Genomic DNA, 12518 nt, shown 5'->3' with positions numbered 1-12518 from the left:
GGCAAAGACAGGTTTCCTTGGGCAAAGTCACTGTCCCTTAATGAGAGAATACCCCTTTTCCGTTTCTGTTGATTGCTCGGTACCGCGGACCGGTCACCGGGTTTTGGGTCCGCATTGAACGAACGGAAGGATTCTCATGCGCGAGAATGGCACCATCAAATTCTTTAATTATGACCGCGGCTTCGGGTTTATCACTCCGGAAAGCGGCGGCAAGGACGTCTTTGTGCATATTACCGCCTTTGAACAGGCCGGACTTGCAGCACCAGAGGAAGGTGCAAAAGTCACATATGTTGCTGAAGATGACCGCCGCGGGCGCGGAAAACAGGCTGCGCAGCTCGAAATGGCCTGACACCACTGCGCCGAGTGCTCCTGTGCAAACGCCGGTACATGCCGGCGTCTCATATGTCCGGACCACCGCGCGGGCTGTCCGAAGCGGGATCGTGATCGTCCCGTAGGTTTTCTAATTCAAGCATCCGTTGCTGGCTGCGCGCCGGGTTCAACTGGGTCACCCCGGTGATCAAGAGCTCGGCGATGGCCATCAGCGCGAGGGAGGAATCCCAGGGCGACGGCACCGCCACACGCGCTGGCAAAACATATGCCGCTATCCGGCCAATCGGTGACATCCAGCTATCTGTTACAAGTGCGATTGCTGCGCCTTTTTTGGCAGCGGCCTCTGAGAAATGAATGATTTCGGCCTGATAACGGCGAATGTCGAACACCACAACAACGTCACGCGGCCCAATCCCGAGCAACTGGTCCAGCCAGTTGCCCTGCTGCCCCGCAATATGAACCACATTTGGCCGGACTATGCGCAAGTGGGAAGCCGTGTACCGCGCAAGAGCGTCGGTAAACCGGCCGCCAATCAAGTTGATCGTCCGCTTCTCATCAGCCAAGAGCTTGATAAAACCATCTAATTCTCCCTTGGGCAGATGCAGGAAAGTTTCCTGGATGTTCTCAACCATTTTCGAAACATGTGGATCTGCATCGCCGTCCGTATCCATACTGGCACTGCGGGCCAAGGGTGAGTTCAGCTGGTTGTCCAGCTCCAGTCGCAGTCGGTCTTGAAACTCGGAAAATCCGCCGAAACCCAACCGGCTGACGAACCGCAAAATGGTAGGCGAGCTCACACCGGCGGCCTCGGCGAATTGCGCAACAGTGCCAAGGCCTTGCACCGGATACCGCGCCAAAAGTGCATGGGCGGCCTTCTTTTCCGTTGCTGTAAATTCGTCGATCCGCTCACGGATGTCTTCGACCAATGGTCTTTTCATTTGGCCGGCCCTTCTCGCCTGAGATACGGATAGTTTTCCATTTGACTTCCGCAAAAAGAATGTATCAAATCATACAGAGTTGCGAATGATCCGCAATCCTGTAATAAAAATTACAATCGGGATCGGTGACGCAATTCGGTGAGGGGAAGTCTTGAATGTCACTGGACAGAAACACCGGCGATGAATGCCCGCCGGTCGCCGTTTTGAATGTGGACGGAAATAGTCCGTTTGTGCTCCTGTGCGATCACGCGAGCAATCGGTTGCCAGAGCCCTATGACCAATGCCTAGGCATTTCCCAGACAGATAAGATGGCCCATATCGCATGGGATCCGGGCGCGCTCGGGGTATCGAAACATCTGAGCAACTTGCTGGACGCCCCGCTTGTTTATTCAACGTTGTCCCGGTTGATCATTGACTGCAATCGCCATCAGAACGCTGCTGATCTTATCCCATCGGTCAGTGAACTGACCAAAATTCCAGGCAATGCTGATGTTCCAAACACCGAACGCGCGCGCCGGATTGCCATGGCCTATGCGCCGTTTCACAAAGCGGCAGAACAGGTTCTCGCGCGCCGAGAGGCTGCCAACAAGCCGGTGGCTGTGGTCTCAATACACACATACACTCCCGTTTATAAAGGGACGGCTCGCCCTTGGCAGATAGGGCTTATTCACGCGGAAGATAAAAGGCTGGCTCAACCGGCACTCACCGCGCTGCGCCGAATACCTGGCCTTCAAGTCGGTGACAATGAGCCCTACGCGCCGGCGGATGGGGTCTACTATACCATCAAACGCCACGGGCAGGACCGCGGTCACAAATGCCTGATGATCGAAATTCGCAACGACGAAGTGCGCACCCCTGAGCAAGAGGAAAACTGGGCCAATATCCTGGCCGCCGTATTGACCGAAGCCCTGGCGCATGAAGGCAACCGGCTTCCGGCTGCCGGAGGTTTGCATGCTTAGGGTGGCACGCGCGTATGTGCATGTGATCGATGGATTTAACCGCGGGCTTGGCCGGATCATCATGTACGGCGTTTTCGCGATGGCTGCGATCCTGCTTTGGTCATCCATATCGAAGACCTTCTTCAATCCCTCTCTTTGGACACTCGAAGTCGCCCAGTTTGCCATGGTGACCTACTACGTTCTTGGTGGTCCCTACTCGATCCAAATGGGTTCAAACGTTCGAATGGACCTGTTTTATGCTGAGTGGTCGCACAAGAAAAAGGCCTGGTTTGATGCCTTCACCATACTGCTGCTGATCTTTTATCTAGGGATCTTGTTTTACGGTGGCGTGAGCTCGACAGCCTATTCACTCGGATACTTCGGCACGGAACCTTTCTTATTCTTCAAAGACCTGATCGTCGCCTTCCTAACCGGCGGGCCGGCCGGCGCGTCTGAGGTTATTGGCTTCATTGAGCGCAGTCCCACCGCCTGGCGCCCCTATCTGTGGCCAATCAAACTCATCATGATCTTTGGTTTCTTCCTCATGCTGCTTCAGTGCATCTCCGAACTCATCAAGGACATTGCCCGCATTCGTGGAGAAGAACTCTAATGTCCTATGAGATGATCGCCATTTTCATGTTTGCATCCATGATGCTGATGCTCATGACCGGGCAGCGAGTATTCGGCGCAATTGGTGGTGTCGCTGCAATTGCCGCTCTCGCCTTGTGGGGAACGGGCGGGTCCGAGATCCCGTTCTCCGCTGCCATGAAACTGATGAAATGGTACCCGCTTCTGACCCTGCCGATGTTCATCTTCATGGGTTACGTGCTGTCCGAGTCTCGGATCGCCGACGATCTGTATAAGATGTTCCATGTCTGGATGGGGCCGGTGAGCGGCGGGCTGGCGATTGGAACGATTTTCCTGATGGTGTTGGTGTCGGCCATGAACGGCCTGTCGGTTGCAGGTATGGCGATTGGCGCGACGATTGCTCTGCCTGAGCTTTTGCGCCGCGGCTATGACAAACGGATGGTCACCGGTGTCATTCAGGCAGGTTCTTCGCTCGGGATATTGGTGCCGCCTTCGGTCGTCCTCGTCCTTTATGCCATGATTGCACGCCAGCCCGTGGGCCAACTCTGGCTGGCGGGTGTGCTGCCGGGTCTCATGATGGCAGGCTTTTTCGTACTCTACATCGCGATCCGCTGCCGGTTTCAGCCGCATCTAGGCCCGGTTCTGCCAGCTGATGAGCGCAACGTGTCCCGAGGACAAAAATACCGCCTGCTGCTCGCCGGCGTTCTACCGATCGTGATTTTCGCCGCGATGATGGTGCCGTTTGTCAATGGCTGGACCAGCTTGGTGGAAAGCTCGGCCATCGGCGCCCTCACTGCGTTCTTGGCCGCAGTGTTGAAACGGCGCATGACTTGGACTGTGTTCCAAACGTGCCTGAAAAACACCCTTGGCATCACTTGCATGTTCATGTGGATTATCCTCGCAGCCCTCGGGTTTGGCGCCGTTTTCGACGGGCTCGGAGCTGTCAAAGCAATTGAAAACCTCTTTACAGAACAACTCGGCCTGAACCCATGGATGATCCTCATCCTGATGCAGTTGTCGTTTCTGATCATGGGAACATTCCTCGACGACACAGCTATGCTTGTGATTGTCGCACCGCTTTATGTGCCACTGGTCGGGGCGCTCGGCTTCGACCTCGTGTGGTATGGTGTGCTTTACACGATCACCACGCAGATCGCCTACATGACGCCGCCATTCGGCTACAACCTGTTCCTGATGCGCGCGATGGCGCCGAAGGAAATCACCATGCGCGATATTTACGGGTCGATCACCCCGTTTGTGCTCGTGATGATCTTCGCACTCGCGCTCGTCATGGCCTTTCCTCAAATCGCTCTCTGGCTGCCGGAAACCATTTACGGCAAATGAGAGAACATGCGGGGACAATAATAAAAACGGGAGAATTCGAGGTTGGAATGATGGGCCTACACAAGCCGCAAAGGCGCCTGGCCCAGACGAATATGAACCACCAGAAGGGGAAAAAAAAGCATGACCAACAGACGTGATTTTCTGAAAAAAGCCGGCGTTGGCACTGTCGCAGCTGCTGGCGCAGCAACCTTGGCTGCCCCTGCCGTTCACGGGCAGACGCCGATCAAGTGGCGGTTGCAGACATATGCGGGTCCGGCACTGGCAGAACATGTCATCAAGCCGCACATCGACATGTTCAACAAGGCGGCAAATGGCGAGATGGAAATCGAGCTCTACTTTGCCGACCAGCTGGTGCCCACCGGCGAACTGTTCCGCGCCATGCAGCGCGGCACAATCGATGCTGTTCAATCGGATGACGACTCGATGGCATCGCCGACCGAAGTGACGGTGTTCGGTGGCTACTTCCCGTTCGCCTCCCGGTATTCACTCGATGTGCCGGTGCTCTTCAATCAGTATGGCCTGAAGGAAATCTGGGAGGAAGAATATGCCAAAGTCGGCGTAAAGCACATTTCCGCTGGAGCTTGGGATCCGTGTCACTTTGCCACCAAGGATCCCATTCGGTCTCTGGAAGACCTGAAAGGGAAGCGCGTCTTTACCTTCCCGACCGCAGGTCGGTTCATGGCTCAATTCGGTGTTGTCCCGGTTACCTTGCCTTGGGAAGACATTGAGGTTGCGGTTCAAACAGGCGAACTCGACGGAATTGCCTGGTCCGGAATAACCGAAGACTATACCGTTGGTTGGGCTGATGTAACCAACTACTTCTTGACCAACAACATTTCCGGCGCCTGGGCCGGTTCGTTCTTCGCCAATCAGGAGCGCTGGAACGAGTTGCCGGACCATCTGAAAACCATGCTGCAACTGGCCATGGATGCCTCGCACTATTATCGCCAGTGGTGGTACTGGGGCGGCGAAGCGGCCTTGCGCGTCAATGGCACGAAACTGGAATTGACCTCGATTCCGGATGCGGAATGGCAGCAGGTTGAAGACGCCGCCATGGTCTTCTGGGATGAAATCGCTGCGGAGTCGCCAACCAAGGCAAAGGTCGTCGAGATCTTCAAAAAGTATAACCAGGACATGCAGAAAGCAGGCCGTCCCTATCGCTACACCTAAATGCAAGCCCAAACCCGGCCAACCCCGTTCAAACGCGGCCGGGTTTACAACTACCGGCCCGGATCGAAACCGTCCGGGCCGGGATTTTCAGATACCTAGCACACCAATAAACGCCCGAAACGGACCCATGTTATGTCTGGCAACCTGACCTTCGATGCCTTGAAAACCCTCACCGCATCAGGCGAAATCGATACGGTTCTCGCCTGCATCGTTGATATGCAGGGCCGCCTAATGGGCAAGCGCTTCCTCGCACAGCACTTCGTTGACAGGGCGTATGAGGAAACCCACTGCTGCAACTATCTTCTGGCCACCGATCTGGAGATGTACACAGTTGATGGGTACGCCGCGACAAGCTGGGCAGGTGGCTATGGCGATTATGTCATGAAGCCCGACCTGTCGACCCTTCGCCGGCTGCCTTGGCTGGATGGCACTGCCATGGTGATTTGCGATGTTCTGGACCACCATACACACAAGGATGTGCCGCATTCGCCGCGCGCGATGCTGAAGGCCCAAATCGCCAGGCTCGAAGAGCTCGGTCTGACGCCAATCATGGCGACCGAACTGGAGTTTTTCCTGTTTGAAAAAAGCTTCGATGACATGCGCAAAAGCGGGTTCAGGGATCTGGAGCCAATCTCAGGCTACAACGAAGACTACCATATCCTGCAAACGACGAAGGAAGAGGAGGTCATGCGGCCGATCCGCAATGGCCTTTACGCTGCCGGTATCCCTGTCGAAAACACTAAGGGAGAGGCCGAGACCGGTCAGGAAGAGCTCAATATCAAATACGCGCCGGCCCTGAATACAGCCGAGTATCACACCATCGCCAAGAACGCCGTCAAAGAGATTGCCTGGGCCAAAGGCCGATCAGCATCCTTTTTGGCGAAATGGCGCAGTGACAAGGTTGGCTCTTCTTCACACGTGCATCAATCCCTGTTCGACAAGGCCGGCAACAACGTCTTTTGCGATGACAAAGGCGAGCTTGGCATGTCTGAGACCATGCGCCACTATCTTGCCGGGCTGATCAAATACGCGCCCGACTACACCTATTTCCTGGCGCCTTACATCAACAGCTACAAGCGCTTCCAAAAAGGCACATTTGCCCCGACCAAGACCGTTTGGTCGGTTGACAACCGGACAGCGGGTTTCCGCCTGTGCGGGGAAGGCACCAAGGGACTTCGGATCGAGTGCCGGATCGGCGGCTCCGACCTAAACCCATATCTTGCTCTCGCAGTCCAGATTGCGGCCGGTCTGAAGGGTATTGAGGACAAGCTGCCCTTGGATGCTCCAACGTCTGGCGATGTCTATGAAGCCAAGAAGGCCAGAGAAATACCCCAAACGCTTAGAGATGCCCGAGAAACATTGCGCAAGTCGAAATTCCTGCGGGAAGCCTTCGGTGATGAGGTCGTTGACCATTATACCCGAGCGGCTGAATGGGAGATTGAAGAGTTCGATCGCGCCGTAACCGACTATGAAATTGCCCGTGGGTTCGAACGGGCTTAACAGGGTCAAACTCCTCCAAGAGCATTGTTTAAAGAGAGCCAAACATGTCTGACGTGATCAAGTTGATCTCGCCGATCGATGGATCGGTTTATGCCGAGCGACCAGCGCTCGCCGAAATCGAGGTCGAAAAAGTTGTGTCCGCCGCAAGGACCGCGCAAATCAGCTGGGCAGCCCTGCCCGTGGCCGAGCGCGTTGCTTATTGCCTGAAGGCATTGGACGCGCTGAAAGCAATGAATGACGAAGTCGTGCCCGAGCTTGCCTGGCAGATGGGACGCCCGGTCCGGTTCGGCGGCGAGCTCGGCGGCACGGTCGAGCGCACGGAGTATTGTGCCAACACCGCCGCAGAGGCGCTTGCCGACATTGAGCGCACCGACAAGCCGGGCTTCAAGCGCTACCTGAAGCGCGTTCCGCTTGGCATCGTCATGGTGATCGCGCCGTGGAACTACCCGTTCATGACGGCGATCAACACGATCATGCCGGCGCTGATGGCGGGCAATGCCGTCGTTATGAAGCACGCCGCCCAGACGCTGCTGGTTGGCGAGCGCCTTGCCAAGGCCTTCGAGATCGCCGGCCTGCCGAAAGGCGTGTTCCAGAACATCGTCCTGACCCATGCCGGGACTGAAAAGCTGCTCGGCTCCGGCCTGATTGATCATGTCAACTTCACCGGGTCCGTGGGCGGAGGTCGTGCGATCGAAAAGGCGCTCGCAGGCACCTTCGCCACTCTTGGACTGGAACTTGGCGGCAAGGATCCCGCGTATGTCCGCGCAGATGCGGATCTGGGCTATGCGGTTGAAAACCTCGTCGACGGCGCGTTTTACAATGCCGGCCAATGCTGCTGCGGCATTGAGCGGGTCTATGTGCATGAGAGCCTTTATGACCAGTTTGTCGACGGCTTTGTCGACCTGACCAGCCAATACAAGCTGGGCAATCCGCTGGATGACGCAACGACGCTTGGCCCGATGGCGCAGGCCCGCTTTGCGGCCTGGGTGCGCGAACAAACCGAGGAAGCGATCCGCAAGGGCGCCAAGGCGCATATCGATACCTCCAAGTTCGAGATGGACAAGGATGGCACGCCTTATCTTGCGCCGCAGGTTCTGACCGACGTCAATCACCAGATGTCGGTGATGCGCGAGGAAAGCTTTGGACCGGTCGTCGGCATCATGAAGGTGAAGGACGATGCCGAAGCGCTCCAGTTCATGAATGACAGCCCCTATGGCCTGACCGCGTCCATCTGGACCGAGGATGTCGAAGCCGCTGCCGAGATCGGCGACAAGATCGAGACCGGTACCGTCTTCATGAACCGGTGCGATTATCTCGATCCCGCTCTCGTGTGGACTGGCGTCAAGGACACCGGCAAGGGCGCGGCACTCTCCGAAATCGGCTTCCACAACCTGACCCGGCCGAAATCCTTCCACTTCCGAGTCGACCACTGACTCGGTCCTTTCAGTCTCTGTTATCTGGTGCGCATATGAGCTCACTTCCTTCCGTTAACTGGTCATACCCAACCTCGATCCGTTTTGGCGTTGGCCGCGTCAAGGAACTGCCCGAAGCTGTCAAGGCTACGGGCATGAAGAACCCGCTGCTGGTGACCGATCCGGGTCTTGCAGGCCTGCCGATGGTCGCCGAAGCGATCGAAAGCCTGAAGGCCACAGGTCTTGAGGCAGCCGTCTTTTCCGATGTGAAGCCGAACCCGCTTGCCAGCAACATTGAAGCCGGTGTCGCCGCGTTCAAGGCAGGCGGCCATGACGGTGTGATTGCCTTCGGCGGAGGTTCCGGTCTTGATGCGGGCAAGGTCATTGCCTTCATGTCCGGTCAGAACCGGCCGATATGGGATTTCGAGGACATCGGCGACTGGTGGACCCGCGCCGACCCAGCCGGGATCGCTCCAATTGTTGCCGTTCCGACCACGGCCGGCACAGGTTCTGAAGTCGGCCGCGCAGGCGTTGTCACCAACGAAGAGACCCACACAAAGAAGGTGATCTTCCACCCGAAAATGCTACCGGAGATCGTGATCTGCGATCCGGAGCTGACCACCAAGATGCCACGCATCATTACCATCGGCACGGGTATGGACGCGCTCGCCCATTGCCTCGAGGCCTATTCGGCACCGATGTATCACCCCATGTCCGAAGGCATCGCGCTGGAGGGTATGCGGCTGGTGCTTGAAAACCTGCCAAAAGTGGTGGCCGACCCGAACGATCTGGAAGCGCGCGGCCACATGATGAGTGCGGCTGCGATGGGCGCTGTCGGGTTTCAGAAGGGGCTTGGCGCAATCCACTCCCTGTCGCACCCTGTCGGCGCGCTCTACGACACGCACCACGGCATGACCAACGCCGTCTTCATGCCGTATGTGCTTCAGTTCAACAAACCGGCAATCGAACAAAAGTTCGAGCGGCTTGCCGGGTTCCTGGGGATTTCCGGCGGCTATCAGGGTGTGCTCGACACGGTCCTGAAGCTGCGGGCAGATCTTGATGTCCCGCACACGCTTGCGGGCCTGAGCGTGGGTGACGAAAAACGCGATCTGATTGCGGATATGGCGATTGTCGATCCGACCGCCGGTGGCAACCCGGTTGAACTCACCAAGGACGGCGCGCTGGAGATCTTCGATAGGGCGCTTGCCGGGACAGTGTAACTACACCTATCAGCGCGCATGGAAACGGGGCCCGCGGGCCCCGTTGTTTTTACGGCAAACACCTTGCTCAAGACATACAGTTAAGCAGTTCTCTCTCACCGATGACACCGACAACTGAGCCATTTTGCATGACCGTGATCGGGTTCTGCGAACCTTTCTTGAGCTCGGCAACCTCGCGCACCGAGGCATTAAGTTCGCAGCGAACCGATTCCGCAAAAGACCCTGGAATGCTACCCGGTGGCACCATGATGTCCCGGGCGCGCAAGACGTTGAGCGGGTTCATGTGTCCGACGAAATCAGCCACATAGTCATTGGCAGGCTTTTTTACGATCTCTTGCGGCGTTCCAAGCTGAATCACCCGGCCGCCTTCCATGATCGCGATCCGCGAGCCGATTTTGGCGGCTTCATCCAGATCGTGGCTGACGAAGATGATCGTGCGGTTAAGCTGCTTTTGGAGGTCCAGCAACTCATCCTGAAGCCGGTCGCGAATGAGCGGATCCAAAGCGGAAAACGGCTCGTCCATCAACAGGATCGGCGCTTCTGTGGCAAAGGCACGGGCAAGACCCACGCGCTGCTGCATGCCACCAGAAAGCTCATGGACATATTTTTCGCCCCAGCCGTCAAGCCCAACAAGTTTGAGCTGTGTCTTGACCCGCTCACTGCGATCATTGCCGGTAATGCCCGCAAGCTCCAGCCCGAAGCCAACATTTTCGGCAACGGTCCGCCAAGGCAGGAGCGCAAATTGCTGGAACACCATCGCAATGCGGCTGCGGCGCAGTTGCCGCAGCGCTTCGGGGCCACAAGTGGCCGGATTGACCCAGTTGTCGCCATCACGAACGGTAACTTCACCCCGGATCACCGGGTTGAGGCCGTTGACCGCCCGCAACAAGGTGGACTTTCCAGAGCCGGACAAGCCCATCAACACGACGACCTCGCCTTCGTTGATGTCGAAGCTTGCACCCGCAACACCAAGGATCTGTCCGGTTTCCGTCTGAATTTCGCTGCGCGTTTTGCCAGTATCAATCAGCGGCAGTGCAGTGTCCGGTTTTTCACCGAAGACGATATCGACGTCCTTGAACGAAACGATCGGAGTGCTCATCGATTGCCTCCTTGAAGTGCATCGGTCCGGAAAAAACGGTCCAGTACAATCGCGATCAACACAATGCAAAGAGCCGCTTCAAAGCCCATGGCAATATCAGCCCGGTTGAGTGCACGCACGATAACCTCACCAAGGCCACCTGCGGCGACCAGTCCGGCGATCACCACCATGGACAGCGAGAGCATGATTGTTTGGGTTAGACCCGCCATGATCTGCGGCAGCGCATAGGGCAGTTCGATTTTCCAAAGCAGCTGACGTTCAGTCGCTCCGAAGGCTTTGCCTGCCTCGATCAAAGGCGTCGGTGTGGACGCGACGCCCAGTTGTGTCAAACGGATAGGTGCCGGTATTGCAAAAATCACGGTGGCAATGAGGCCGGGAACCATGCCAAGACCAAAGAGAATGAGCGCTGGGATCAGATAAACGAAGGTCGGGATGGTCTGCATCATGTCTAGAACCGGACGCATCCCTTCGAAAAAGCGTGGATGATGTGCGCCATAGACGCCGATCGGCACACCAACGGCCATACAGACAACCGAAGCTGCAATCACCAAAGCGAGCGTTTCGGTGGTTTCTTCCCAGTAGCCTTGATTGATCACCAGAAGCAGGGCGACCGCCACGAACGCAGCGAAGCCGATTTTCCGGTGAATGGCGTAGGCAGCAGCGGTGACGACAACCACAGCGGCCAGCGGTGGCGGTGATTGCAGCACCCAGAGAATCCAGTCGATCAGGGCCTCAATGAACCCCGAAATGGCATCGAATACCCAGTAGGCATTTTCGTCGAGCCACTCGAACCCTGCTTCCACCTGCGCGCCAAAGGGGATTTTGTGTTCTGTGAGCCAGTTCACGCCAGCCTCCGTTCTTGTTTTTATGTCAGCCAATGAAAAAGCGCCGGGGACTTGGCCCCAGCGCTTTGACGTTTTGCGGCGTGCTTAAAGGCCAAGCGCGCCCTTGACCGCTGGGATTGCTTCCCCCCCGTCAAAAGTTGTCACCCCGTTCAGCCAGCCTTCAAACGTGGCAGGGTGTTCCTTCAACCACGCCGCGGCCGCCTTGGATGGATCTTTTCCGTCATTCAGGATGGCGCCCATGATCTCATTCTCCATCGCGAGGGAGAACTCAAGATTCTCAAGGAGCTGGCCAACATTAGGGCACTCGCCCGTGTAGCCGGCCCGCACGTTCGTGTAGACCGTCGCGCCGCCATAATTGGGGCCGAAAAAGTCGTCGCCGCCCTCAAGATAGGCCATCTCATAGTTGGCATTCATCGGGTGCGGTTCCCAACCCAGGAACACGATGTCGTTCTCGCGCCGTTCTGCACGCGACACCTGAGACAGCATGCCTTGTTCGGAGGACTCCACCACTTCGAACCCCTCAAGGCCGAAAGCATTCTGGTCGATCATGTCGATGATGAGGCGGTTGCCGTCATTGCCCGGCTCAATGCCATAAATTTTGCCGTCAAGATCGTCTTTGAACTTGGCGATATCGGCAAAGCTCTTCAGGCCTTTGTCATAGGTGTATTTTGGAACAGCAAGCGTGTATTTCGCGCCTTCCAAGTTGGCGCGGACCGTTTCGACCGATCCATCTTCGCGGTATGGTGCGATGTCACCTTCCATAGTCGGCATCCAGTTACCGAGAAAGATGTCGATGTCCTTGTTTTTCAGGGAAGCATAGGTCACTGGAACCGATAGGATCTTGGTTTCTGTGTCATATCCAAGAGCTTCAAGCACAGTGGTTGTTGCGGCGGTTGTTGCCGTGATATCCGTCCAGCCTACGTCGGAAAAACGAACTGTTTTGCAGCTTTCCGGGTCTGCGGCCATTGCTTGCCCAGTCAAGACAAGGCTTAGAGCCGCGCCGCTCAAGAGTTTTGCTGCGGTTTTCATATTTAACACCCTCCTTTGTGCATTATCGCAAGTATGATTATCACCCTCGGGCAACGATACAATGCCCGCCTTTTCAGTATTTCGGCGGGAGTGTTCGTGCGCTTG

12 protein-coding genes are annotated in these 12518 nt (G+C 56.6%); 8 read left to right on the top strand and 4 right to left on the bottom strand.

Translation table 11 applies throughout. The features are described 5' to 3' along the window. Positions 1-136: 136 nt before the first annotated feature. Positions 137-349 carry a cold-shock protein gene (locus JM93_RS09970; RefSeq protein WP_145342873.1) on the top strand — a complete coding sequence of 71 codons (213 nt, stop codon included), beginning with the start codon at positions 137-139 and terminating at the stop codon, positions 347-349. A 49-nt stretch (positions 350-398) separates the two neighbouring features. Here the strand turns inward: JM93_RS09970 and JM93_RS09965 are convergent, their stop codons facing one another. Next, positions 399-1268: a MurR/RpiR family transcriptional regulator gene (locus JM93_RS09965; RefSeq protein ID WP_145342871.1), complete on the bottom strand. Its 870-nt coding sequence runs from the start codon at positions 1266-1268 to the stop codon at positions 399-401. 155 nt (positions 1269-1423) lie between these two features. On the opposite strand from JM93_RS09965, the gene JM93_RS09960 reads away from it, so the two are divergent. The 7 genes from JM93_RS09960 (at position 1424) to JM93_RS09930 (ending at position 9440) form a co-directional block, all read left to right on the top strand. Beyond that, positions 1424-2227, top strand: coding sequence for an N-formylglutamate amidohydrolase (locus JM93_RS09960; protein WP_145342870.1), 804 nt, complete (start codon positions 1424-1426; stop codon positions 2225-2227). Beyond that, entirely contained in the window at positions 2220-2816 is a 597-nt protein-coding gene (locus JM93_RS09955; RefSeq protein ID WP_145342868.1) for a TRAP transporter small permease subunit, read from the top strand. The genes JM93_RS09960 and JM93_RS09955 overlap by 8 nt, the downstream gene beginning before the upstream one ends. Continuing rightward, the gene (locus JM93_RS09950; RefSeq protein ID WP_145342866.1) at positions 2816-4138 is read left to right on the top strand and encodes a TRAP transporter large permease; all 1323 of its coding nucleotides are present in this window, start codon (positions 2816-2818) and stop codon (positions 4136-4138) included. Before JM93_RS09955 ends, JM93_RS09950 begins: the two co-directional genes overlap by 1 nt. 120 nt (positions 4139-4258) lie before the next feature. Beyond that, positions 4259-5308 carry a TRAP transporter substrate-binding protein gene (locus JM93_RS09945; protein ID WP_145342864.1) on the top strand — a complete coding sequence of 350 codons (1050 nt, stop codon included), beginning with the start codon at positions 4259-4261 and terminating at the stop codon, positions 5306-5308. Positions 5309-5440: 132 nt separating this feature from the next. After that, positions 5441-6808: a glutamine synthetase family protein gene (locus JM93_RS09940; protein WP_145342862.1), complete on the top strand. Its 1368-nt coding sequence runs from the start codon at positions 5441-5443 to the stop codon at positions 6806-6808. 44 nt (positions 6809-6852) lie between these two features. Next, positions 6853-8241 carry an aldehyde dehydrogenase family protein gene (locus tag JM93_RS09935; RefSeq protein ID WP_145342860.1) on the top strand — a complete coding sequence of 463 codons (1389 nt, stop codon included), beginning with the start codon at positions 6853-6855 and terminating at the stop codon, positions 8239-8241. Between the two features lie 35 nt (positions 8242-8276). After that, on the top strand, positions 8277-9440 hold the full coding sequence (locus tag JM93_RS09930; protein ID WP_145342858.1) for an iron-containing alcohol dehydrogenase: 1164 nt from the start codon (positions 8277-8279) through the stop codon (positions 9438-9440). Positions 9441-9507: 67 nt separating this feature from the next. Here the strand turns inward: JM93_RS09930 and choV are convergent, their stop codons facing one another. The 3 genes from choV to JM93_RS09915 all read right to left on the bottom strand — a co-directional run bounded on the left by choV (position 9508) and on the right by JM93_RS09915 (position 12413). Continuing rightward, on the bottom strand, positions 9508-10539 hold the full coding sequence (gene choV, locus JM93_RS09925) for a choline ABC transporter ATP-binding protein (RefSeq protein WP_145342856.1): 1032 nt from the start codon (positions 10537-10539) through the stop codon (positions 9508-9510). After that, the gene (choW, locus tag JM93_RS09920) at positions 10536-11384 is read right to left on the bottom strand and encodes a choline ABC transporter permease subunit (protein WP_145342854.1); all 849 of its coding nucleotides are present in this window, start codon (positions 11382-11384) and stop codon (positions 10536-10538) included. Before choW ends, choV begins: the two co-directional genes overlap by 4 nt. An 84-nt stretch (positions 11385-11468) precedes the next feature. Beyond that, positions 11469-12413, bottom strand: a complete 945-nt coding sequence (locus JM93_RS09915) for a choline ABC transporter substrate-binding protein (RefSeq protein ID WP_145342852.1) — start codon at positions 12411-12413, stop codon at positions 11469-11471. Between the last annotated feature and the right edge of the window lie 105 nt (positions 12414-12518).

This window comes from Roseibium hamelinense, from assembly GCF_007830545.1.
Lineage (GTDB): Bacteria > Pseudomonadota > Alphaproteobacteria > Rhizobiales > Stappiaceae > Roseibium > Roseibium hamelinense.
This window is presented reverse-complemented; position numbering and strand designations above follow the sequence as displayed.

What these genes read in the sequence shown, in the direction of transcription:
- choV (WP_145342856.1), bottom strand. Translation starts at nt 10,539, where the DNA reads ATGAGCACTCCGATCGTTTCGTTCAAGGACGTCGATATCGTCTTCGGT.
- JM93_RS09960 (WP_145342870.1), top strand. Translation starts at nt 1,424, where the DNA reads ATGTCACTGGACAGAAACACCGGCGATGAATGCCCGCCGGTCGCCGTT.
- JM93_RS09950 (WP_145342866.1), top strand. Translation starts at nt 2,816, where the DNA reads ATGTCCTATGAGATGATCGCCATTTTCATGTTTGCATCCATGATGCTG.
- JM93_RS09915 (WP_145342852.1), bottom strand. Translation starts at nt 12,413, where the DNA reads ATGAAAACCGCAGCAAAACTCTTGAGCGGCGCGGCTCTAAGCCTTGTC.
- JM93_RS09945 (WP_145342864.1), top strand. Translation starts at nt 4,259, where the DNA reads ATGACCAACAGACGTGATTTTCTGAAAAAAGCCGGCGTTGGCACTGTC.
- JM93_RS09940 (WP_145342862.1), top strand. Translation starts at nt 5,441, where the DNA reads ATGTCTGGCAACCTGACCTTCGATGCCTTGAAAACCCTCACCGCATCA.
- JM93_RS09935 (WP_145342860.1), top strand. Translation starts at nt 6,853, where the DNA reads ATGTCTGACGTGATCAAGTTGATCTCGCCGATCGATGGATCGGTTTAT.
- JM93_RS09930 (WP_145342858.1), top strand. Translation starts at nt 8,277, where the DNA reads ATGAGCTCACTTCCTTCCGTTAACTGGTCATACCCAACCTCGATCCGT.
- JM93_RS09955 (WP_145342868.1), top strand. Translation starts at nt 2,220, where the DNA reads ATGCTTAGGGTGGCACGCGCGTATGTGCATGTGATCGATGGATTTAAC.
- JM93_RS09970 (WP_145342873.1), top strand. Translation starts at nt 137, where the DNA reads ATGCGCGAGAATGGCACCATCAAATTCTTTAATTATGACCGCGGCTTC.
- JM93_RS09965 (WP_145342871.1), bottom strand. Translation starts at nt 1,268, where the DNA reads ATGAAAAGACCATTGGTCGAAGACATCCGTGAGCGGATCGACGAATTT.